The organism is Bradyrhizobium sp. SOJA106, from assembly GCF_059448745.1.
This window is the reverse complement of record NZ_CM182549.1, coordinates 2,687,987-2,710,368: the sequence shown is the minus strand read 5'-3', so window position 1 is coordinate 2,710,368 and position 22,382 is coordinate 2,687,987. Positions and strand designations below refer to the sequence as shown.

At 64.9% G+C, this 22,382-nt stretch carries 19 protein-coding genes and 1 pseudogene; 5 read left to right on the top strand and 15 right to left on the bottom strand.

All coding sequences use genetic code 11. From position 1 onward, the window contains the following. Positions 1-4: 4 nt before the first annotated feature. From AC5V87_RS12125 to AC5V87_RS12090, 8 genes are all read right to left on the bottom strand, one after another. Positions 5-490 carry a FixH family protein gene (locus tag AC5V87_RS12125; protein WP_495371109.1) on the bottom strand — a complete coding sequence of 162 codons (486 nt, stop codon included), beginning with the start codon at positions 488-490 and terminating at the stop codon, positions 5-7. Between the two features lie 15 nt (positions 491-505). Further along, a complete protein-coding gene (gene ccoG / locus AC5V87_RS12120; protein WP_456839870.1) occupies positions 506-1,972 on the bottom strand; it encodes a cytochrome c oxidase accessory protein CcoG in 1,467 nt (488 codons plus the stop codon). A gap of 108 nt (positions 1,973-2,080) precedes the next feature. Further along, positions 2,081-2,956, bottom strand: coding sequence for a cytochrome-c oxidase, cbb3-type subunit III (gene ccoP, locus AC5V87_RS12115; protein ID WP_456839871.1), 876 nt, complete (start codon positions 2,954-2,956; stop codon positions 2,081-2,083). A gap of 6 nt (positions 2,957-2,962) precedes the next feature. Continuing rightward, a complete protein-coding gene (locus tag AC5V87_RS12110) occupies positions 2,963-3,127 on the bottom strand; it encodes a CcoQ/FixQ family Cbb3-type cytochrome c oxidase assembly chaperone (RefSeq protein ID WP_027558455.1) in 165 nt (54 codons plus the stop codon). 13 nt (positions 3,128-3,140) lie between these two features. Next, positions 3,141-3,875 (bottom strand): cytochrome-c oxidase, cbb3-type subunit II, encoded by a 735-nt coding sequence (gene ccoO, locus AC5V87_RS12105; protein ID WP_456839872.1) that lies wholly within the window; start codon positions 3,873-3,875, stop codon positions 3,141-3,143. A gap of 10 nt (positions 3,876-3,885) precedes the next feature. Then, entirely contained in the window at positions 3,886-5,535 is a 1,650-nt protein-coding gene (gene ccoN / locus AC5V87_RS12100; RefSeq protein ID WP_456839873.1) for a cytochrome-c oxidase, cbb3-type subunit I, read from the bottom strand. A 317-nt stretch (positions 5,536-5,852) separates the two neighbouring features. Continuing rightward, positions 5,853-6,278, bottom strand: a complete 426-nt coding sequence (locus AC5V87_RS12095) for a CBS domain-containing protein (protein WP_495371108.1) — start codon at positions 6,276-6,278, stop codon at positions 5,853-5,855. Positions 6,279-6,303: 25 nt separating this feature from the next. Then, entirely contained in the window at positions 6,304-7,137 is an 834-nt protein-coding gene (locus AC5V87_RS12090) for a universal stress protein (protein ID WP_495371107.1), read from the bottom strand. A 207-nt stretch (positions 7,138-7,344) separates the two neighbouring features. On the opposite strand from AC5V87_RS12090, the gene fixL reads away from it, so the two are divergent. The 4 genes from fixL (at position 7,345) to AC5V87_RS12070 (ending at position 10,812) form a co-directional block, all read left to right on the top strand. Then, a complete protein-coding gene (fixL, locus tag AC5V87_RS12085) occupies positions 7,345-8,862 on the top strand; it encodes a sensor protein FixL (protein ID WP_456839876.1) in 1,518 nt (505 codons plus the stop codon). A gap of 3 nt (positions 8,863-8,865) precedes the next feature. Next, complete coding sequence (gene fixJ / locus AC5V87_RS12080; protein WP_495371106.1) at positions 8,866-9,483, top strand: response regulator FixJ; 618 nt, start codon at positions 8,866-8,868, stop codon at positions 9,481-9,483. Positions 9,484-9,586: 103 nt separating this feature from the next. After that, complete coding sequence (locus tag AC5V87_RS12075; protein WP_456839878.1) at positions 9,587-10,009, top strand: response regulator; 423 nt, start codon at positions 9,587-9,589, stop codon at positions 10,007-10,009. Positions 10,010-10,113: 104 nt separating this feature from the next. Further along, entirely contained in the window at positions 10,114-10,812 is a 699-nt protein-coding gene (locus AC5V87_RS12070) for a helix-turn-helix domain-containing protein (protein ID WP_495371105.1), read from the top strand. A 34-nt stretch (positions 10,813-10,846) separates the two neighbouring features. On the opposite strand, the gene AC5V87_RS12065 is transcribed toward AC5V87_RS12070, so the two are convergent. From AC5V87_RS12065 to AC5V87_RS12050, 4 genes are read right to left on the bottom strand one after another with little or no spacing between them, the layout of a single operon-like run. Next, complete coding sequence (locus AC5V87_RS12065; RefSeq protein ID WP_495371104.1) at positions 10,847-12,151, bottom strand: MFS transporter; 1,305 nt, start codon at positions 12,149-12,151, stop codon at positions 10,847-10,849. Between the two features lie 23 nt (positions 12,152-12,174). Further along, the gene (locus tag AC5V87_RS12060; protein WP_495371103.1) at positions 12,175-12,708 is read right to left on the bottom strand and encodes a PRC-barrel domain-containing protein; all 534 of its coding nucleotides are present in this window, start codon (positions 12,706-12,708) and stop codon (positions 12,175-12,177) included. Between the two features lie 18 nt (positions 12,709-12,726). Next, positions 12,727-14,931, bottom strand: a complete 2,205-nt coding sequence (locus AC5V87_RS12055) for an amylo-alpha-1,6-glucosidase (RefSeq protein WP_495371102.1) — start codon at positions 14,929-14,931, stop codon at positions 12,727-12,729. Between the two features lie 57 nt (positions 14,932-14,988). Further along, positions 14,989-16,752 (bottom strand): ABC transporter ATP-binding protein, encoded by a 1,764-nt coding sequence (locus tag AC5V87_RS12050; protein ID WP_456839883.1) that lies wholly within the window; start codon positions 16,750-16,752, stop codon positions 14,989-14,991. 282 nt (positions 16,753-17,034) lie between these two features. On the opposite strand from AC5V87_RS12050, the gene AC5V87_RS12045 reads away from it, so the two are divergent. Continuing rightward, positions 17,035-18,105 (top strand): glycosyltransferase family 4 protein, encoded by a 1,071-nt coding sequence (locus tag AC5V87_RS12045; RefSeq protein ID WP_456839884.1) that lies wholly within the window; start codon positions 17,035-17,037, stop codon positions 18,103-18,105. Between the two features lie 269 nt (positions 18,106-18,374). Here AC5V87_RS12045 and AC5V87_RS12040 read toward each other — a convergent pair whose 3' ends face one another. From AC5V87_RS12040 to AC5V87_RS12030, 3 genes and pseudogenes are all read right to left on the bottom strand, one after another. Next, the gene (locus tag AC5V87_RS12040) at positions 18,375-20,306 is read right to left on the bottom strand and encodes an alkyl/aryl-sulfatase (protein ID WP_495371101.1); all 1,932 of its coding nucleotides are present in this window, start codon (positions 20,304-20,306) and stop codon (positions 18,375-18,377) included. 145 nt (positions 20,307-20,451) lie between these two features. After that, positions 20,452-21,735 (bottom strand): TRAP transporter large permease, encoded by a 1,284-nt coding sequence (locus tag AC5V87_RS12035; protein WP_495371884.1) that lies wholly within the window; start codon positions 21,733-21,735, stop codon positions 20,452-20,454. 291 nt (positions 21,736-22,026) lie between these two features. After that, positions 22,027-22,245, bottom strand: a pseudogene (locus tag AC5V87_RS12030) (TRAP transporter small permease); the annotation flags it as partial. Positions 22,246-22,382: the final 137 nt, after the last annotated feature.

The following is a 22,382-nucleotide window of genomic DNA, read 5'->3' as shown; positions in this document are numbered from 1 at the left end:
TCCCTCAGTTCAGGATCACGCGGTTGCGTGACATGAACACGCGCGTGCCGCGCGCCTCGCCCTCGATCACCAGATCCCACTGGCCGGGCGCGACGGCCGCGGCATGGCCGCGATAGATGCCGAAGCCAGCCTCCGACAGCTCGACCTGGAGATCGGCGCGCTTGTCGATCGGCCGCTCCAGCCGTCCGCCGAACTTCAGGCCGCTCATCGGCTGCCCCTTCGCATCACGCGCATCGACCTGAAGCGTGGCACCGCCATCGGCGCGGCGCTCGATATGGGCGCTGACCCGCCAATTTCGCGCGGCCTGGTCGTGAGCCGCCGAGATCTCGCGGTCGTAGCTGAGGCCCGCAGCATAGGGGCTGTCGACGTCGGTGCCGGGCAGGGTCGCGATCGCGAGCTTCATCATGGTGACATTGACGCCGATCACGAGGCCGAAGAAGGCGACCAGCATCAGGAACACCTTGGTTCCGGTCAGCGGCTTGGTTGCCATGGCAGTCTCCTGGTCTTAGGGCGCGACAAAGTTGTCGGTGGTGGTGGCGACCTCACCGAGGCCGATATCGGTGACGTGGAAGCGCACTGGCATCGACTTATCCGGATTGCTCTCCGCCGGCGCGGTGACCAGCAGGCGCAGCTCGCTGGTGGAGTCGCGCGGGATCACGACCATCGGCCGATCAGGCGTCACGGAATCGATGCCGATGACATGTGTGACCAGATTGGCCGGGCCGTCCGCGTCGATCGCAACCACGCGGTCGTACCCGCTCTTGTTGAGCAGCCGCACCGTGTAGGCATTGCGGATCGAGCCGTCGCTGAGCTTGACCGCGACCGGATTTCGATCGTGCAGCACGTTGATGTCGAGCAGGCTACGGGTCGCGAGCGTGTAGATCATGATGCCGCCGACCGCCGCGATGATCGCGCTGTAGACGATCGTGCGCGGGCGAACGATGCGATAGACCGGCGCCTTGCCTTCCTGGCGGCGCTGGATGTTGATGTCGTTGTCGTAGCCGATCAGTCGCTTGGGCCGGCCGATCTTGGTCATGACATTGTCGCAGGCGTCGATGCAGAGCCCGCACTGGATGCACTCGAGCTGCGGCCCGTTGCGGATGTCGATGCCGGTCGGGCAGACCGCGACGCATTGATAGCAGTCGACGCAGTCGCCAACATGCTCGCCCAGCGCGCGCAGCTCGGCCGCCTTCTTCACCGAGGTGCGCTTCTCGCCACGGTCGTAGCGATAGGTGACGTTGAGCGCCCATTCGTCGGTCAGCGCGGCCTGGATGCGCGGCCATGGGCACATATAGGTGCAGACCTGCTCGCGCATGAAGCCGGCCAGCACGTAGGTCGTGGCGGTCAGGATCGCGATCCAGACATAGGCGATCATCGGCGCCTGGAAGGTGACGAGCTCCTTCACCAGTGTCGGCGCGTCATTGAAATAGAGCACCCAGGCGCCGCCGGTCCACCAGGCGATCATCAGCCAGATCGAATGCTTGAGCACGATCTCGGAGATGCGCTCGAGCTTCATCGGGTCGGACGACTTGTCCTTCCTCATTCGCTCGCGCCTGTCGCCCTCGACGAGGCGCTCGACCGCGTAGAACAGATCGGTCCACACCGTCTGCGGGCAGAGATAGCCGCACCAGATGCGGCCGCCGACAGAGTTCATCAGGAACAGTGCCACCGCGGCGACGATCAGAAGACCGGTGAAGTAATAGACCTCCTGCGGCCACAGCTCGATGAAGAAGAAGTAGAATCGGCTGTTGGGCAGGTCGATCAGCACAGCCTGGCTTGGCGCGCCGAGGCCACGATTCCAGCGCACGAAGGGCAGGAAGTAATAGACGCCGAGGCAGAATGCCATCAGGCCCCATTTGATCCGGCGGAAGGTGCCGGAGACGCTCTGGGGATAGACCTTCTTGCGGGCTGCATAGAGCGGCCCGTAGTCGTCGTCCGATGTGAGCTCGTTCGGGTTCACGGTCTTGTTCATCGCTTGAGCTTTTCGAGAGGTGCGATCAAACCTAGACCCGACGCCGCTGCGTCAGTTGATCCAGCTCAAGCGGGGGCATTTTGTCCACCCCCGCCTATTCTTTTTTTGCTACTTGCCGCCTCCCAGCGAGTGGACGTAGACCGCCATCGCCTTGATGGTGGCGGGATCCAGTCGCCCTTCCCAGGCCGGCATGACGCCGGCGCGCCCCTGGCTGATGGTCTCGATCAGGGTCGCCTCGTCCGAGCCGTAGAGCCAGATCTTGTCGGTCAGGTTCGGTGCGCCCATCTCGGGGTTGCCCTTGCCGCCGTCGCCGTGGCAGGCGACGCAATTCTCCGCAAAGATCTTCTCGCCCTTGACGGCGTCAAAACCCTTACGGGTCGACAGGCCCGACAGCGAGCGGACGTAGTTGGCGACCGTGACGATCTCGTCCGGCTTGAGCACGCCATCCTTGCCGAAGGCGAGCATCTGCCCTTCATGCGTCTTGGCATGGCCGGAGCGAGCGCCGAACTGGATGGTCTGCATGATCTGCTCGAGCGTGCCGCCCCACAGCCAGTCGTCGTCGTTCAGGTTCGGAAAGCCCTTGGCGCCGGCGCCGCCCGAGCCGTGGCACGGCGCGCAATTGTCGCCGAACACCGTCCTGCCCTTGGCGCGGGCGAGCGCCAGCAGGGCCGGATCCTTCTCGATGTCGGCGAGCGGCGCCGCCGCCAACGCCGCCATCTTCTCGCCTCGCAGCGTCTCGAGATTGGCGAGCTCCACCGCGAGGCTGGCGCGCGTCGAGTAGCCGAGCAGCCCGGTGGTATTGCTGGAGATCAGCGGCCAGGCCGGATAGACGATCCAGTAGCCGATCGCCCAGATGATGGTGAGATAGAAGGAGATCACCCACCAGCGCGGCAGCGGCGTGTTGAGCTCCTTGATGCCGTCCCACTCGTGTCCGGTCGTGGACTTGCCGGTGACGGAATCGATGTCGCCATGGTGATCGGTCATGATCTCTTACTCCTCCCGCAAAGGCAGGCGCGCCGCTTCGTCGAACGCGGCCTTGTTGCGGGGCCAGAATGCGTAGGCGATGATCGCGAGAAAGATCGCGACGAACACCGGCGTCCAGATCGTGGTGACGAGACCAGACGCGAGATTGTCGAGTGTCAGGATGGCTTTCATCGGTGATGCCTTCTCAGCGAAGATTGGCTTTCTCGTTGTAGAGCTTGAAGTCGACCAGCGTGCCGAGCATCTGCAGATACGCGATCAGCGCGTCCATCTCGGTCGGCGTCCCCGCCTTGCCGTCGAAATTGCGCACGGCGGCCTTGGCGTAGCGCTTGGTGAAAGCGTCGGTGCCGGCATTGTCTGGATCGGCCTGGGCCTTCAGGTCGGCGCCTGCGTTGGCGATCTGCTCGTCGGTGTAGGGCGTGCCGACGGCCTTGAGCGTCTTCATGTGGTCGGCGATCGTATCCGGATCGACCTCGGTCTGACCGAGGAACGGATAGCCCGGCATCACCGACTGCGGCACGATCGCGCGCGGATTGGTCAGATGGGTGACGTGCCAGTCGTCGGAATATTTTGCGCCGACGCGGGCAAGATCGGGACCGGTGCGCTTCGAGCCCCACTGGAACGGGTGGTCGTACATGCTCTCGGCGGCCAGCGAGAAGTGACCGTAGCGCTCGACCTCGTCGCGCAAGGGCCGGATCATCTGCGAATGGCAGAGATAGCAGCCTTCGCGGACATAGACGTTGCGGCCCGCAAGCTCCAGCGGCGTGTACGGCCGGACGCCGTCGACCGCCTCGATCGTGCTCTTGAGGTAGAACAGCGGGGTGATCTCGACCAGGCCGCCGATCGCGATCACCAAGAGAATGCCGACGATCAGGACGATCGAGTTCTTTTCGAAGATTTGGTGGCGTGTCCAGAACGACATGGAAGACTCCTCATTCCGCCGGCTGGAGAGCGACGGGCATCTGGACTTGCCGCTCGCCTGCGCGAACGGTCATCCAGAGATTGTAGGCCATGATCAGCGCGCCGATCAGGAACAGCCCGCCGCCGGCGGCGCGGATGATGTAGAAGGGATGCATCGCCTCGACGGTCTCGATGAAGGAATATTCGAGGAAGCCGAGCGAGGTGTAGGCGCGCCACATCAGGCCCTGGAGGATGCCGGACACCCACATCGCCGAGATGTAGAGCACGATGCCGAGGGTCGCGACCCAGAAGTGCCAGTTGACGAGCTTGAGGCTGTAGAGGCCCTTGCGGTTCCACGCCCATGGCACGAGGCAATAGAGCGCGCCGAAGGAGACGAAGCCGACCCAGCCGAGCGCGCCGGAATGCACGTGGCCGATGGTCCAGTCGGTGTAGTGGCTGAGCGAGTTCACCACCTTGATCGACATCATCGGCCCCTCGAAGGTCGACATGCCGTAGAAGGCGACGGAGACGACCAGCATGCGCAGCACGGGGTCGGTGCGCAGCTTGTCCCAGGCGCCTGACAGCGTCATCAGCCCGTTGATCATGCCGCCCCAGGACGGCATCCACAGCATGATCGAGAAAGTCATGCCGAGCGTCTGCGTCCAGTCCGGCAGCGCGGTGTAATGCAGATGGTGGGGACCGGCCCAGATGTAGAGGAAGATCAGCGCCCAGAAATGGATGATCGAGAGCCGGTAGGAATAGACCGGCCGCTCGGCGCGCTTGGGAATGAAGTAGTACATGATAGCGAGGAAGCCGGCAGTCAGGAAGAAGCCGACCGCGTTATGGCCGTACCACCACTGGAACATGGCATCCTGGATGCCGCCCCAGGCGACGTAGGATTTCGAGCCGAACACGGAAACCGGAAGGGCCGGATTGTTGCCGAGATGCAGCACGGCGATCGTCACGATGAAGGCGAGATAGAACCAGTTCGCGACGAAGATGTGCGGCTCCTTGCGCTTGATGATGGTGACAAGGAACACCAGCAGGTAGACCACCCAGACGATGGTCAGCCAAAGGTCGGCGTACCATTCCGGCTCGGCATATTCCTTCGACTGGGTGACGCCGAGCAGATAGCCGGTGCCGGCGACCAGGATGAAGTAATTGTAGCCGAGCACGACGAACCAGGGCGCGAGATCGCCGGCAAGGCGCGCGCGGCAGGACTTCTGCACGACATAGAACGACGTGCCGATCAGCACGTTGCCGCCGAAGGCGAAGATCACCGCCGAGGTGTGCAGCGGCCGCAGACGGCCGAAGCTGGTCCAGGGCAGGTCGAAATTCAGCGCCGGCCAGGCCAGCTGCGAGGCGATGATGAGGCCGACGAGGAAGCCCGCGATGCCCCAGAACATCGCCATGACGACGGTGAACTTGATCGGCCCCATGTTGTAGTTGGGCCGCCCGTTGATCTCGGCCGGCGGCAGCTCCGCCGGGCGATCGAAGTAGCGGTTGATGATCACGAACACCACGGCGAGGCTCGCCGCCGCGCTCAGCCCGGCATGGAACGCGAACGGCGCATCGAGCGCCTTGGCCGAGGCGATCACGCAGAGGAACGCGGTGACTGCGAACACGGCAGCCAGTCCGCTTTCACCTGATGTCATGGATTTGGAGATGGAGGACTGGCTCATCGCGGATTCTCTTTCGAAAGAACACGGAGCCAGAAACCACATTCAGCCTCGCTGGGAATTGATTGAAATCAAGAGAGGCGCTTGAGTTCGTCTTAAGTGGGAGGCGACTTTTGGGGGATAGCCCGTATTTTTACGGCGCGGCCCGTTGAAGTGCCTCTCCCTCATGTCCGCCCGCCGAAGCCTTGGAAGGCGGATGCAGGAGAGGACGGCAAGCACGGTGCGGCAGGCTCACTTGGTGGGCACGCTTCCGCCTTCGCTGTTCGAGCTACGGCGGACAAGCCGCTTTGCCCCTGCGACATTCCGCGAGGGAGGGGGAATCACTCCCGCGACGTCGCCTTGAGCGCGGCGATGACATCCTCGCGGGCGATGATTCCGGCGAGCTTCTGCGCGCCATCGAGCACGATGATGCTGCGGATGCGGTGCTCGACCATGATCTGGAGCACGCGCGTGAGCCGCGTGTCGGGGCTGACATAGATGAACTCCGGCGTCATGACGTCACCGATGCTGCGGCTCATCAGGTCGTGATAGCGCGGCAGCATCTGGGTCGGCGTGAACGCGAAGCATTTCAGGATATCGAACTTGGTGACGATGCCGACCACCTGCCCGTCGTCCTCGACCGGATAGGAGTTGAAGTCGTCGGTCTCGAACATCTCGCTGAGCGCGAGCAGGTCCTGGTCGCGCGGCACCGACTTGACCTCGCGCGTCATGTAGCGATCGACGGTCTCTTCGAGAAACTTGTACACGGCGCGTCCTCCCCGAACAGCTCGATCAGTGCGACAGCAGCACGCAGCGGGCGGTTTGCGTCACCAGAGATTCCGTGACGCCGCCGAGGATCAGCTCGCGGAAACGTGAATGACCGTAGGCGCCGGCGACGATCAGGCCGGCACCGACCTCAGCGGCGACCCTCTCCAATTGCACGGCGGCGGTTTCGTTCCTCACGGCCTCAGGGACGCGCGCGGTCGCAGTGACGCCGTGGCGGGCGACCCAAGCGGCCACGTCGCTGACGCGCGCCGCCACCGCCGCGCGGTCCTCGCCTTCTTCCGGAATCTCGACAATGGCGACGTCCTTCGCCTTGCGCAGCAAAGGCAGGGCGTCGGCTACCGCTCGCCGGGCCTCGGGCGTATCCTTCCAGGCCACCAGCACGCTACGCAAATCGAGCCAGTTGACCCGGTCGGGCACGAACAACAGCGGCCGGCCGGCCTGCATCACCAGATCCCTGGGGCTCACCAGCGAAAAGGCATCGGAGAAGACCGGACTCTGCCCGCCGCTGACGACGATGTCAGCGCAGCGCGCCTGCGCCAGGACATATCGTGCTGGAAAATCCATGGCGCTGCGCCATTCAAGGCTCCCAGCACGGGTCCTGGTCGCGGCGCGGAATTCCGCCTCCAGATCGGCCAGACACCGTTTGACGGAATCCTCCTCCTGTTCGATCAGGCGCTGGGCCTCGCCACCATCGCTGAAAAAAAGCGGCGGCGCGAACTTTGCCGCGGCGACGCCGACCAGGGCAGCCTCGAATCGTTCGGCGAGTTCGCCCGCGATCCGAAGACGCGCATTGTTGGGCTGGTCGAGCGCGAGGCTGACCATCACGGTCGCGTATGTCATGGCGATTCTCCGAACGGCAATGAACCAGTGAGAAATCTAGCCTCGCCGTGACAAGGCAGGATGAGGTAGATCAAACCGCCGACGCGCTTGGGGCGGGAAATCCGCCAATGGAATCAGCGATCCGAACTTGCCACCGGCCCGCCCTTGGGCGAAATTGCCGACACATTCGCCGCACCAAACCCGCAGCAGGAAAATGGGAGCCATCGATTGTCGCCGACCCGCGTAACGCATCCGCCTGATGACGGTCGCGGCGAGCATTTCCGGGTCCGGATCGAGGGGTTCGGCGTCGGCACCTGGGATCTCGATCTCACGACACGGGAGCTGGACTGGTCGGAGACCGCGCGGATGCTGCTCGGCATCGAGCGCGGCCAGCCGGCCAGCTACGACCTCTTCCTCTCGCGCCTCGCGCCGGAGGACCGCGCCCGCGTCGAGGACGCGATCAGCCAGGTCACCGAGCACGGCGGCGGCTTCGACGTGTCCTTCAAGGTTTCCGGCAATACCGACCGCGGCAAATGGCTCAGGGCCCGCGCCGGCCTGATCCGGGACGGTTCCGGCCTCGCGCGCCATCTCAGCGGCATCCTGCTCGACATCGACGAGGAGAAGCAGGTCGAGGAAGCCTTGCGCACGCGCGAGACTCACCTCCGCTCCATCCTTCACACCATTCCCGACGCCATGATCGTCATCGACGGCCACGGCATCATCCAGTTGTTCAGCACCGCAGCGGAGCGCCTGTTCGGCTGGTCGGAGCGGGAGGCCATCGGCCAGAACGTCAGCATCCTGATGCCGGAGCCGGACCGCACCCGCCACGACAGCTACATCGCGCGCTATCGCTCGACCGGCGATCCGCACATCATCGGCATCGGCCGCATCGTCACCGGCAAGCGCCGCGACGGCACCACCTTTCCGATGCATCTGTCGATCGGCGAGATGCGGTCGGGCGGCGAGCCCTATTTCACCGGCTTCGTCCGCGACCTGACGGAGCACCAGAAGACCCAGGCGCGGCTCCAGGAGCTGCAGTCCGAGCTCGTCCACGTCTCGCGGCTGACCGCGATGGGCGAGATGGCCTCCGCGCTCGCCCACGAGATCAACCAGCCGCTGGCGGCGATCAGCAATTACATGAAGGGATCGCGGCGGTTGCTCGCCGGCAGCCTTGATCCCAACGCGCCGAAGATCGAGAGCGCGCTGGACCGCGCCTCGGAGCAGGCCTTGCGCGCGGGCCAGATCATCCGGCGGCTGCGTGACTTCGTCTCCCGCGGCGAATCCGAGAAGCGGGTGGAGAGCCTGTCCAAGCTGATCGAGGAAGCCGGCGCGCTCGGGCTTGCCGGCGCGCGCGAGCAGAACGTGCAGCTTCGCTTCAGCCTCGATCCCGATGCCGATCTCGTCCTCGCCGACCGCGTGCAGATCCAGCAGGTGCTGGTCAATCTGTTCCGCAACGCGCTGGAGGCGATGGCGCAATCGGAGCGGCGCGATCTCGTCGTCGCCAACAAGCGCGTTGCCGACGACATGATCGAGGTCGAGGTCTCCGACACCGGCTCCGGCTTCCAGGACGGCGTCATTCCAAACCTGTTCCAGACCTTCTTCACCACCAAAGACACCGGCATGGGCGTCGGACTGTCCATCAGCCGCTCGATCATCGAGGCTCACGGCGGGCGCATGTGGGCCGAGAGCAATGCATCGGGCGGCGCGACATTCCGCTTCACTCTGCCGGCAGCCGACGAGAGCTGAGCAATGGCGACCAAGGGACATGTCTACGTCATCGACGACGATTCAGCGATGCGGGACTCGCTGAACTTCCTGCTGGATTCGTCTGGCTTCGGCGTCACGCTGTTCGAGAACGCGCAGAGCTTCCTCGACGCCCTGCCCGGCCTTGCCTTCGGCTGTGTCGTCTCCGACGTACGCATGCCGGGCCTCGACGGCATCGAGCTGCTCAAGCGGATGAAGGCGCAAGCCAGCCCGTTTCCCGTCCTGATCATGACCGGCCATGGCGACGTGCCGCTCGCGGTCGAGGCGATGAAGCTCGGGGCCGTCGACTTCCTGGAGAAGCCGTTCGAGGACGATCGTCTCACCACCATGATCGAGACGGCGATCCGCCAGGCCGAGCCGGCCGCCAAGAACGAGGCGGTCGCGCAGGACATCGCCGCCCGGGTCGCCTCCTTGAGCCCGCGCGAGCGTCAGGTCATGGAAGGGCTGATCGCAGGCCTCTCCAATAAGCTGATCGCCAGGGAATACGACATCAGCCCGCGCACCATCGAGGTCTACCGCGCCAATGTGATGACCAAGATGCAGGCGGGCAGCCTGTCCGAACTGGTGCGCCTGGCGATGCGCGCCGGCATGCTGAAGGACTGAGGCAAACCGGATTGAGGCAAGTTGGCTTGAGGCAAGTCGGCTTGAGGCAAGTCGGCTTGAGGCAAGTCAATCCGGGCCGCTCCGGCTGTGCTAGCCAGATGCGATGATCGAGATCGGCTCGCACACCCAGCGCCTTCCCATGGCGCCCTCGGCAAAGCCCGTCGTCTACGTTGTCGACGACGATGCCGCCGTGCTGGGATCGCTGCGCTTCCTGCTCGAGACCGATGGCTTCAACGTGCGCACCTTCAGGAATGCCACGGCGCTGCTGAATGCGGCGAGCGAACCCGGTGCCGACTGCTACGTGATCGACTACAAGATGCCGGACATCAACGGAATCGAGCTCGCCGGCCGCCTGCGCCGGTCCGACGAGGGCACGCCGGTGATCCTGATCACCGGCTATCCCGATGGGAATATCTCGGCTCGGGCCGCGGCCGCAGGGGTCAAGGACGTGATCTTGAAGCCGCTTCTGGACGAGAATCTGGTCAAGAGCATCCGTGGCGCAATCCAGGAACGGCACCGGAATTGACCTTACGGGATTCTACGTAGGTAAACCTCCTTAAGATAACGCGCGAAATTTCCGGATTGCGCAAACCCGGCTAGCAATGCTCCATCACAACGGAGATGGCGCAGATGCTGACCCAGACGCTCGATACCCAGGCGATCAACACGCAACTTCGTGGCAGGATTGCCCCTGCCCATCCCATCTCCGATCAGTTCGGCGCGATCACCGGCCATGTCGGCCTCGTCGCCACCGAGTTCTCCTACCGCAAGGACGAGGAGATCTACGGCGAGGACGAGCCGGCCGAATATGTCTATCAGGTCGTGTCGGGCGCGGTACGCAGCTACAAGCTTCTCTCCGACGGCCGCCGCCAGATTGGTGCCTTCCATCTTCCCGGCGACGTGTTCGGCCTCGAATCCGGCCCGACCCACCGCCTCGCCGCCGAAGCCATCATCGACACCAATGTGCGCCTCGTGAAGCGCGTCAGTCTGGAGAAGGCCGCCGGCACCGACGTGCAGGTCGCCCGCAAGCTCTGGGCCATGACTGCCGGCGAGCTGCGTCATGCCGAGGACCACATGCTGCTGCTCGGCCGCAAGACCGCGATGGAGCGTGTGGCGACCTTCCTGCTGGAAATGGACCGCCGCCTCGCGGTCGCCGGCATGATGGCGCTGCCGATGTGCCGCCGCGACATTGGCGACTATCTCGGCCTGACGCTGGAGACCGTGTCGCGCGCGCTGTCCCAGCTCCACGCCCAGGGCATTCTCGGCTTCTCCGGCGCCCGTCAGATCGTGCTGCGCAACCGGGCGCGCCTGCACAATCTCGATGCCTGACTTTTGCTCCCACCATTTGGCCGGCTGAATGCGATCAGCCGGCCATCTCTTTGATCGCGAGCCGCCGCGTCTCCGGCATCACCAGCAGGATCAGCAACAGCCCGGTCGCGGCGATACCGGACAGCCCGATGAACGCGCTGGCATTGCCGAACTTGTCGCTGACATAGCCGCCCAGCGCCGTGCTCAGCGACGCCCCGAGGCCGGTCGCGGTGCCGACGATTCCTTGCGCCAGGTTGAAGTGCCCGCTGCCGAAGGCGACGTCGGCGACGATCAGCGGGATCATCACAGCGAACACGGCCGCAGTGATGCCGTCGAACACCTGCACCAGCACCAGCAGATACGGATCGCGCACCGTCGCGAACAACAGGCCGCGGATCGTCAGCGCGCCGAAGCCGATCAGCAGCAGCGGCCGGCGGCCCCAGAGTTGCGCCTTGCGCCCGACCGTCGGCGACAGCAGCGCCACGATCGCCTGGGGCACGACGATACAAAAGGCGACGAGCACCGTCGCCCATTGGCTCGAGCGCGCCGTCACGGCGCTCGCCATCAGCGGCATCATCGCGGCGTTCGCCAATTGCAGCAGCAATACGCTCAGCGCGAAGACGATGAGCGGCCGCTGCCGGATCAGATGCCAGACATTGGTGTCGCCCGGCACCGGCGCCTCCCGCGGCATCTCGCCGTGGCAGCGCGCGATATCGACCTCCTCCTCGCGGATCCGCGACAGCGCGATCAGCGTCGGGATCGCGAGCAGGAAGGTGACCAGGAACACCGAGCGACTCGACAGGAGATAACCGGCCGTGCCCATCACGGCCGCCGCGACGCCATTGCCGAGCGAGGCGAAGCGCGCATTGCGGCCGAGCCGCTCGCCGATCGCGAGCGGGCCGACGAGGCCGAGGCTGATCGCCGCGATGGCAGGTCCCAACACGCAGCTCGCCGCAGCATGCAGCGTCGCCGCGGTCACCACCACGGGGAAGATCGGCATCGCGGCATAGGCGAGCGCGCAGCAGCCGATGGTCACGATCGCAAGCGCTGCGACCAGCCGCTCGGATTTGGCGGCATCGATGATGGCGCCGCCCGGCATCTGCCCGATCAGGGCGATGATGCCGCCGATCGACAGCACGAGGCCGATCTCGACCTGGGTCCATTTCTGTGTCGTGAGGTAAACCGCGATGAAGGGACCGAACCCGGTCTGCACGTCGGCGAGGAAGAAGATGAACCAGTCGAGGCCGCGCAGGCTCTGGCGCGACGGCGCCGGAATGGGCGCAAGCCGCAGCGCGACGGCGTTGTTCTGTTCAACGTGGCCGCCGCGATCCGCATGGTCAGGCTTTCTCGACAACAGCACAGGCGGTCAGCCCTCCCCGCGCGTCACTGGATGGCTTGCAGCGGCTGAAGACTGCCGGACGCGCCGAGCACGACCATCGGCGTGTCTTCCTTGTACTCCGGCGCGGCGGCGACCTGCGCCTTGGTCAGCTCCAGCGTGATGCTGTCCTTCTTGTTGGTGATCTTGCCGAAGCGAAGCGCGTTCCAGTCCACCACGATCTTGCGGCTGCCGACGCCGAGGAAGCCGCCGAAATCGATCACGGCAGCCCGCACGTGGCCGGTGCGGTCGACGATGATGTCGACGATGCGGCCCATATCCTCGTCGGCGGCGCTGCGTACGTCGCGGCCGAGCACGCCATGGGCGTCGCTCGCGCCGATGATGGTCACCGAGGGCGGCGGCGCCGCGTCCTTCGGCGTCACGGGCACGGTCGAGGCCGGCGGCTGCGCGGCCGCCGGCGCATTCGCTTCATTTGGCGGGCTTGGGGCCGCCGCAGGCGGCTCCTCCGCGGCACGCGACACGGCGACCGTCACTCCTGCGACGAGCGCCACGCTCAAGGCCAGCCATCGGACAGCACGCATGGACCCTCCTCGCGCGCCTCAGCGCGCCAGCACGATCGAGACCTGGATCTGGCCGCGGGTGCGCAACACCTCCAGCGCCACGTCGTCGCCGTGCCGGCTGACGCGCAAATCGACGCTGGACTCGCCGAGGCACAGATCGCGCAGGATCACCTCGTTCAGGAATGCCGGCAGATGCGGATTGCGCAGCCGGATCTCGCCGCGCGCGACGTCGAACTCGATGCCGAGCGCCGCTTCGAGCAGCGTGAACGGCGTCGCGCTGGCCCAGGCCTGCGGCGCACAGGCGACCGGATAGAGCGTCGGACCGCGCCGCTTCTCGCGCCGGAAGCCGCAGAACAACTCGGGCAGCCGGCGCAGATCCATGTAGGTCGCGGCGTCGAACAGGCCCTTGAAGACATGCGCGACCGAATGCTTGAGGCCGTAGCGCGCGAGCCCGAGCGCGATCAGCGCGTTGTCGTGCGGCCAGACCGAGCCGTCATGATAGGACATCGGGTTGTAGCGCACCTCGCCTTGCGCGACGGTACGGATGCCCCAACCGGAGAAGAAGTGCGGCCGCATCAGATCGGCGGCGACGAGACGCGCGCGGTCCTCGCGGATCATACCGCTGAACAGCACCTGTCCGGCATTCGAGGTCCGCACCTCGCAGGGCCGCTTCTCGCCGTCGAGCGCGAGCGCATAAGTGCCGAGCTCTTCGCACCAGAACGCCTTTTCGAAGCGCTCGGCCAGCGCCTTGGCTTCGGCCTCGAGCTTGCGCACCCGGTCCGGCTTGCCGAGCCGCAGCGCGCAACGCGAGGCGAGCTGCTTGGCCGCGTAGACGTAGCCCTGGACTTCGGCGAGCGCGATATTGCCTTCCGCAAGCTGACCGTCGGCATGGAAGATCGCATCATAGGAATCCTTCCAGCCCTGATTGGCCAGCCCCTTTTCGGTCGCGCGCTGGTATTCGACGAAGCCGTCCTGGTCAGGGTCGCCCGGACCATCAATCCAGGCCAGCCCCGCCTCGATCGCCGGCCACAGCTCGATCAGCGTCGCCGCGTCGCCGGTCCGCTCGAAATAGCTGCCGGCAAGCAGGATGAACAAGGCGGTCGAATCGACGCTGCCGTAATATTGCGAGAATGGCACCTCGCGCAGCGCCGCCATCTCGCCGCCGCGCATCTCGTGCAGGATCTTTCCCGGCGCCGCATCGGCGAGCGGATCGATGGCCTTGGCCTGGAAATGCGCGAGCCGCCTGAGCACGCCCTTGGCGACGCGCGGATCGACCCACAGCATCTGCAGCGCGGTGATCAGGCCGTCGCGGCCGAAGGTCGTCGAATACCAGGGAATGCCGGCATAGGGATAACGGCCCTGCGGCGTCCCCGTCATCAGCATGTTGAGGTCGGCCATGGCCTGGCACAGCACCTCGTTGAAGATGTTGTTCGAGGTTTCGATGCTGGCCGCGCCCATAGTGGACTGCCGCATCTCGCGGCGATGGGCGAGCAAGCCTCTGAAGAAACGCGCCGGCTTCTCCGTGACCGGCCGGTTGCAGGACACCGCGACGAACAGCGATGTCGATTCATGCGGATCGAGCTCGATCTGCCAGGTCGCGGCGTTCACCGACAGCCGTGTCGGACGCGGATCGAAATGCAGACCGGTGGTGCGCTCGGCATCGTCGAGGCCGCGATAATCGAACAGCACGTCGGTCGGCCCGAGCAGTTTGCTCGTGCCGGTCCCGCGGCGTGGCCGCCGCTCGCCGCGGACCTCGAACAGATCGGCAAAGTCATTGTCGAACAGCAGCGTCAGCTCGAAGCTGGCGCGTTGCTCGCCATGGTTCTGCACCCCGATCCGCTGATACGCCGTGCCGCGCCACAGGAAGATCGTGCGCACGATGTGCAGCAGGTCCTTCTGCAGCACGAGGGCGCCCTCGCGGTAGATGTCGGGATTGGTGAGATCGACTGTCAGCGCCGAATTGTCGTCGCGTAAGTTGGAGCCGAGCAGCAGCGGCTGGAGATCGTTGAGCACGAGCTCCAGCCGCGCGAGGTAGCGCGTGTCATGGTGGAACAGGCCGTCCGGCCCGCCGGCCGAAGCGCCGATGTCGCCGTGACTGTCGAGCACGATGAAGGTGTCGTCGTGCTTGAGCGAGCGCCGCGGCCGCGCCGACGGCCCCGTCATCGGGATGTAGAAGGGCTGCTCCGGGACCTGCTCCACGGTCCGCGCCACGGAGACCAACTTGGTGACGACTTCGGCTGACATAAGCTGCTCCCCTGCGCCTGTATCGAAACGCAACCAACGCGGACGCGACTGTTGGGTTTACGCGGCGAACTTCGCGAGCCGGCTCATCTCCTGCGTTACCAGCTCGCGGTACGGACCGTGGCCCTGCATCAGGCGGTCGGGCGCGCCGTCCTCGATGATCTTGCCGTTCTTGAGCACGATCACACGGTCGAAATTGCGCAGCGTCGCGAGCCGATGCGCGATCGCGATCACGGTGCGGCCGCGCATCAGACGCGCCAGCGCCTCGCGGATCGCTTCCTCAGACTCGCTGTCCAGCGCCGCCGTCGCCTCGTCCAGCAGCAGGATCGGCGCATCCTTCAGGAAGGCACGTGCGATCGCGATGCGCTGGCGCTGGCCGCCGGACATCTTCACACCGCGGTCGCCGACCATGGTGTCGAGACCCTCGGGCAGATTTTCCACGAAATCGCAGCGGGCGGCAATGGCCGCGCGCAGCACCTCGTCGTCGGTCGCATTCGGGCGGCCGTAACGGATGTTCTCGCGGATGGAGCGGTGGAACAGCGAGATATCCTGCGGCACGACCGAGATCGCCTCGCGGAGGCTGAGCTGCGTCACTCTCGAGATGTCCTGGCCGTCGACGGTGATGCTGCCCTCATCGACGTCGTAGAAGCGCTGCAGCAGCGTGAACAGGGTCGATTTGCCGCCGCCGGACTGGCCGACCAGGCCGACGCGCTGGCCGGGCTGGAGCCGCAGGCTGAACCGTTCGAAGATCTTTTCGCCGCCGGGATAGCCGAAAGTGACGTTGTTGAACGCGATCGCCGCGCCGCTCTTCACCAGCGGCTCCGCCTCGGGGTGATCGCGCAATTCGTGCGGCACGAGCAGCGTCGCGATAGCCTCGGTCAGCCGCGCGACATGCTGGGTGACGTCGACCAGCGCCACCGCAAGATCGCGCGTCGCATTGAGGATGGACAGGCCGAGGGTGCAGACCAGCACGACGTCGCCGGTGGTCGCCTCGCCCTGCTGCCAGAGCGTGATCGCCCACGCCATCAGCGCAATGGTCAGTACGACTGTCACACCGGCATGGATGAGCCGCAGTTTCTCCAGATAGCGCAGGCTGCGGCCGCGCGCGGTGAGCTCGCGATTGACGGTCGCGTCGAACCGCTCGTGCTCATGGCTGATACCGCAGAAGGCGCGGACCAGCGGCATGTTGCTGATGACGTCGATCATCTCGCCGTCGACCACGGCCGCCTTGTCGGCGAAATCGTCATGCAGGGGCTTGCCGGCCGCGGCCAGGCGGAACATCGCGATCACCATGCCGCCGGCGATCACGATCAGGCCGAGTGCCATATAGGGACTGACGGTTCCGATCAGCAGGATTGCCGCAATTGTGGCAATGCACGGCGGCAAGACATTCCAGACGAACATGTTCTCGACGGTGAACACCGCGTTCGAGGTTGCCGTGATACGGCTCGTCAGCATGCCCGGCATGCGGTCGGAGAAGTAGCTCGGCGCATGCCCGGTCAAGTGACGAAATATGTCGCGGCGCAAATCGCCGGTGACACGAACGAAGGTGAAGCTCGCCGTCCAGCTCGCGATCCGCCACAGGAAGTTGTCGGCCGCGATCAGCGTCATGAGCAGAATGAATGCCAGCCATACGCTACCGCCATGCGACGGTCCTGCCGAGAGGCTATCGACCAGGGATTTGACGCCGTACTGGGTGCCCACGGAGCAGGCAACGGCTGCGATCACAGCGGCCAGGATCACGAGATGCGACGCGAGACGACGCCGAAGATAGCGCAGAACAAAGGCAAATGGCCTGCGTGCGTATCCAGAAAGCTGATCCATATGGCACTCGACCCCGTGTGATGACTTTAGTTTTAGTTTCGTGACTGACCGACTGAACATCGACCAGCTCGCCTCGGTTCCCGGGCAAGCTCATCACGACATGCGGATACGGACGATCTGCGAAGACGAGATGGCAGCATCGAGACAGATGCCGGATGTGTCCAATAAGTAACGTTTGTTGGGAGGAACTTCGCAACTGCGGGAACGTTCCCTTTGCTGGCATTGCCGGTGCCGTACGCGCTGGGGGTTTTCAACATTCATGATCGCAGAGGAGAAGGTGAGATGCGCATCGCGCAGGTAGCTCCGTTGACGGAGGCTGTTCCACCCAAGCTGTATGGCGGCACCGAGCGGGTGGTGCATTGGTTGACGGAAGAGCTGGTTGCCCTTGGACACGACGTCACACTCTTCGCCAGCGGCGACTCGCGGACGTCGGCGAAGCTGGATGCCCTTTGGCCGCGGGCGCTGCGCCTTGACGGTTCCGTGCGCGATCCGAACGCGTTGCATATGGTACTCCTGGAGCGGGTGCGGCAGAAATGTGACGACGAGGAATTCGACTTCCTCCACTTCCATCTCGACTATTATCCGTGGTCGCTGTTCTACCGGCAGCCGACCCCGTTCCTGACCACGCTGCACGGCCGGCTCGACCTGCCGGAGCATCAGCCGGTGTTCGACACCTTCTCCAAGATGCCGGTGATCTCGATCTCCAATGCGCAGCGGCGGCCGGTACCGCAAGCGAACTGGGTGACGACGATCCATCACGGCCTGCCCGAGAATCTGCTGACGCCGAAGCCCGTGAAACAGGAATATCTTGCCGTGCTCGGCCGCATCGCGCCGGAGAAGGGCGTCGACCGCGCCATCAAGATAGCGACCCATTGCGGCATCCCGCTGAAGATCGCGGCCAAGGTCGATCGCGCCGACCAGGACTATTACGACGAGCTGATCAAGCCGATGATCGTGAACAATCCGCTGGTGGATTTCATCGGCGAGATCGGCGATCACGAGAAGTCGGACTTCCTCAGCGGCGCGCTCGGCCTGCTGTTGCCGATCGACTGGCCGGAGCCGTTCGGTCTCGTGATGATCGAGGCCATGGCTTGCGGCACGCCGGTCGTCGCCTTCAACCGTGGCTCCGTGCCGGAGATCATCGACGAGGGCCTCACCGGCTTCGTGGTCGAGGACATCCTCAGCGCAGCCGGCGTGGTCAACCGTCTTCCGAACCTGGACCGCTCCGCGATCCGCAAACAGTTCGAGACGCGCTTCACGGCGCGGCGGATGGCGCTCGACTATCTGGCGGCCTATCGCAGCCTGACCGAGGAGCAAGCGCCGCGGATCAAGCTGGTGAGCAGCGCGGAGTAGTTGCTCGCTCCAACACGAGCTGTCATGCCCCGCCTAAATCATGATCCGGAAAAGTGCGAAGCGGTTTTCCGAAAAGATCATGCGCAAACAACAACCTAAAGCGCGATGACGATTCATTCTGATCTCATCGCGCTTTGGTGCGCAATTGCGCACAGGGGCGGGACATCCAGTACGCCTCGGCCATAGCTGTTCCCACAACACCGGCCGCGGAGTACTGGATCGCCCGGTCGAGCCGGGCGATGACGGCGAGTTTGTGGAGGCTGTTCGCCCTACACCACCACTGTCCGCTTCGGCTCCACGATCTCGAACATCCGCGGAAACTCATCCATCAGGTCCATCAGCTCGGCGAGCTTCATCGGGTTGCCTGACAGCTCGATCTTGCCGGCCGCCACGGCCTCCGGAAAACTCGTCAGCTTCGCGATGACCTCATCGAGCGTCGATCGCGCCAGCCTGAAGCTGGCATCGGCGCCCTGGGCCTGCAGCCCCTCGGTGTAGGTCAGCGCGCAATTCTCCAGATTGAGCGCGAAGGTCTCGCCGGTGTCCGAAAAGCTCCAGTTCAGCACGATGTGCTTTCCTTCCGCTTTCGGACCGTTGAGGCGGATGCCAAGCACGTCCCAGAGCTGTGAGGTGCGCAGCGCGGCCAACGTCTCGCGCGGCATCGGCGGACGCGGCGGGGTTTTCGGCATGCCCTGGCGCAATTCCTGGGCGCCGAACAGATAGGCGTTGCGCCAGGTCGCGCTTTCGGCGGCATAGCCGAGCTGCTCCAGCGTGTCCGCCAGCAGCGCGCGCGCTGCCCGGTTGTCCGGCTCGGCGAACACGAGATGGCCGAGCGCCTGGGCGACGAAGCGGAATTCCCCCTTGTCGAAATCCACGCGCGCCCGTGTCAGGATCGCATCGGCGCCGCCCATATACTCGACGTATTTCTTGCCTGATGCGACCGGCGGCAGTGGATCGAGATTGACCGGATTGGCGTCGTACCAGCCGAGATACTTCTGGTAGATCGCCTTCACATTGTGCCTGATGTGACCGTAATAGCCGCGGCCGTGCCAGGCACCCTCCAGACTCTTCGGCAGCCGGATGGTCTCGGCGATCTCCGTCGCGGTGAGGCCGTGGTTCATCAGGCGGATGGTCTGGTCGTGCGCGAACTTGTAGAGATCGCGCTGCTGCCGGATCATTGTGCCGATGCGCTCGGCTCCCCACACCGGCCAGTGGTGCTGGCCGCACATCGCTTCCGCCTTGCCGTCCCACAGCTGCAAGGCCTCGTTGAGGTATTTCGACCAGGCCAGCGCGTCGCGCACGTCAGCGCCGCGGAACGGCAAGAGATTGTGGAAATTGTGGGTGCAGTTCTCGGCGAGGTTCAACAGCTTGTAGCGCGGGATGAAGAAATGCATCTCCGCCGGCGCCTCGCTGTTCGGCGCCATCTGGAATTCGAACGCGACGCCGTCGATCACGCGCTTGTCGCCGGTCGCCATGATCAGATCGGTCGGCCGCAGCAGCGCGACCGAGCCTGCCGCCATCGACTTGCCGAGGCCGCAATCGACCTGGCCGCGTGCTCCCTTGGCCAGGAACGGCCCGAATTGATATTGCGCTCGGCGCAGCATCGCCGGACCCGCGATGATGTTCTCGGAGACGGCGTGCTCCATGAAGAGGTTCGGCGCGATGATCGGCACGCGGCCGGTCGCGAGCGCATCCTCCTCCAGCACGCCGCGCGCGCCGCCCCAATGGTCGGTGTGGGTGTGGGTGAAAATCACGGCCGCAACCGGCTTCGTGCCGCGATGCGCGAAGTAGAGATCCAGCGCCGTGCGCGCGCCTTCGATCGAGGTCAGCGTGTCCACCACGATGACGCCACTGTCGCCCTCGATCAGCGTCATATTGGCGATGTCGAGCCCGCGCACCTGGTAGACGCCAGGCACGACCTCGAACAGCCCGTGCTGCATGTTGAGCCGCGACTGCCGCCACAGGCTGGGATTGACCGTCGGCGGCGCCTCCTCGGGGGCGAGGAAGCCGTAAGGCTCGAGGCTCCAGACCGTGCGCCCTTGCGGATTCGTCACCTTCGCGTTGTCGATCCTGCCGAGGAAGCCGCGCGCAGCATCCTCGAAATCCCGCGTGTCGGAAAACGGCAGCGCGTTGAGCATGCTCTCATGCTGGGCGATGACGGACGGCGTTGCGTCCTTGGGCTCGTTGCTGGAGATCTCGGTCATCGGCTGGGCTCCTCCGCTGCTCTGGTTGGAACCATCTAAGCGCATCTCACAGTGGATTGCCAATTACGGGAGCCGTGCAGCTTGCGTGACGTGGCCGCCCTCACCCTCCTCCAGGGAGGATAAGCGGCGTGCACCGCTTGTGCGGCTAGTGCATCCCCAGCACCCGCGGCAGCCACAGCGTCAGGTCCGGCCAATACGTCACGATAACGAGGAAGCCGAGCATGGTGATCAGCCATGGCATCACCGCCACGGCAAGGTCGGTGATGCGCATTCGCGCTATCATGGATGCGACGTAGAGGTTCAGGCCGACAGGCGGATGGCAGAGGCCGACCTCCATGTTGACGTCCATGACGATGCCGAAATGGACGAGGTCGATGCCGAGCTTCTTGGCCGCGGGCGCGAGGATCGGGGCCATGATCAGGATGATCGAGTTCGGCTCCATGAAGTTTCCGGCGAGCAGCAACAGGATGTTGACCACCAAGAGGAAGCCGACCCAGCCGAGATTCTGCGCCGCGATCCAGTCGGCGAGCGTCGCCGGCAGGTTCTCGTTGGAGAGCACGAAGGAGAACAGCACCGCGTTGGTGACGATGTAGAGAAGCATCGCGCTGGTGTTGGCGGCGCGTAGCAGCACCCGCGGCACGTCCGCCATCTTGATCGCCTTGTAGACGAACACCGCGATGATGAAGGAGTAGACCGCGGCCATCGCGGCGGCCTCGGTCGCGGTGAACAGGCCGCTATAGATGCCGCCGATGATGATGACGACCAGCATCAGTCCCCAGATGCTCTCGCGGAAGGTGCGAACGGTCTCGCCCCAGCTCGCCTTCGGCAGCCGCGGGTAGTCGCGATTGCGGGCAATCCACCAGGTGACGATGCAGAGCATGGTGGTCAGCAGGATACCGGGGAGCAGGCCTGCGACGAACAGCGCGCCGATCGAGGTGTTGGTCGAGACCGCGTACACGATCTTCGGGATCGACGGCAGCATCAAGATGCCGAGCGAGCCGGCGACCGTGATGATGCCGGCGCCGAAGCGCATCGGATAGCCATGGCGCACCATCTCGGGCAGCACGATGGCGCCGATCGCGGCCACCGTGGCGACGCTCGAGCCGCAGACCAGCGCGAACATCGCGCAGGCGACGATGCCGGCAAGGCCAAGGCCGCCATACCAGTGCCCAATCAGCGAGGTCGCGAAATTGATCATGCGCCGCGCGACGCCGCCATGGGTGAGGAAATTACCGGCGAGGATGAAGAACGGGATCGCCATGATCTCGAAGCCCTCGATGCCCGTGAAGAGCTTCATCGAGACCGCCTCGATCGGCACGGCGGTCAGCGTGAACAGGAACGTCATCACGGTGAGGCCGAGCGCAATCGAGACCGGGATGCCGGTCAGCATCAGCGCGATCAACAGCGCAAACACGGTCGCGGCACGCATCCAGTGCGGCAGCACCACCACGCCGAACTTTTCGGCAAGGCACATCATGAAGATCAGGACCGGCGCCATGATCAGGATGATGCCGAGCGGCGAGACTTTTCGCGCGGCAGCGCGGGTCGCGGCGCCGGCGGGCTGCGGATGCAGCGCCGGCGAGATGTCGGTCTCGACGCCCTCGACATGCGTCTCGTCGTGATGCGGCAGCTCGCCCGTCCAGTAGTAGATCCACGAGACCTGGAGGAAGCGGAAGCACATCAAGCCGGAGCCGAGCGGGATCGCGAGATAGACGAACCACATCGGCGCCTCCAGATCGTTGGACTGCTGGCCGGTGTGGAACATCTCGCGCACGAAGGAGGCGCCGAAAGCGGCGATCATGCCGGTGAACAATGCGCCGCAGAGCATCGCGAACAGGATCACCTGCTTGCGCGAATGCTCCGGCAGGCGGTTGACGAGCAGGTCGACGCCGACATGGATGCCGGTGCGCACGCCATAGGCCGCGCCGAACTTCGCCATCCAGATGAACATGTAGATGCAGAGCTCCTGCGCCCAGGACAGGTCGAGCTCGGACAGGAAGGTGAACACCGCCATCGACAGCGACGCCAGCCAGCTCATCCCGTGCGCGGCCGCCCATCTGGAGAGAGCGATCGATT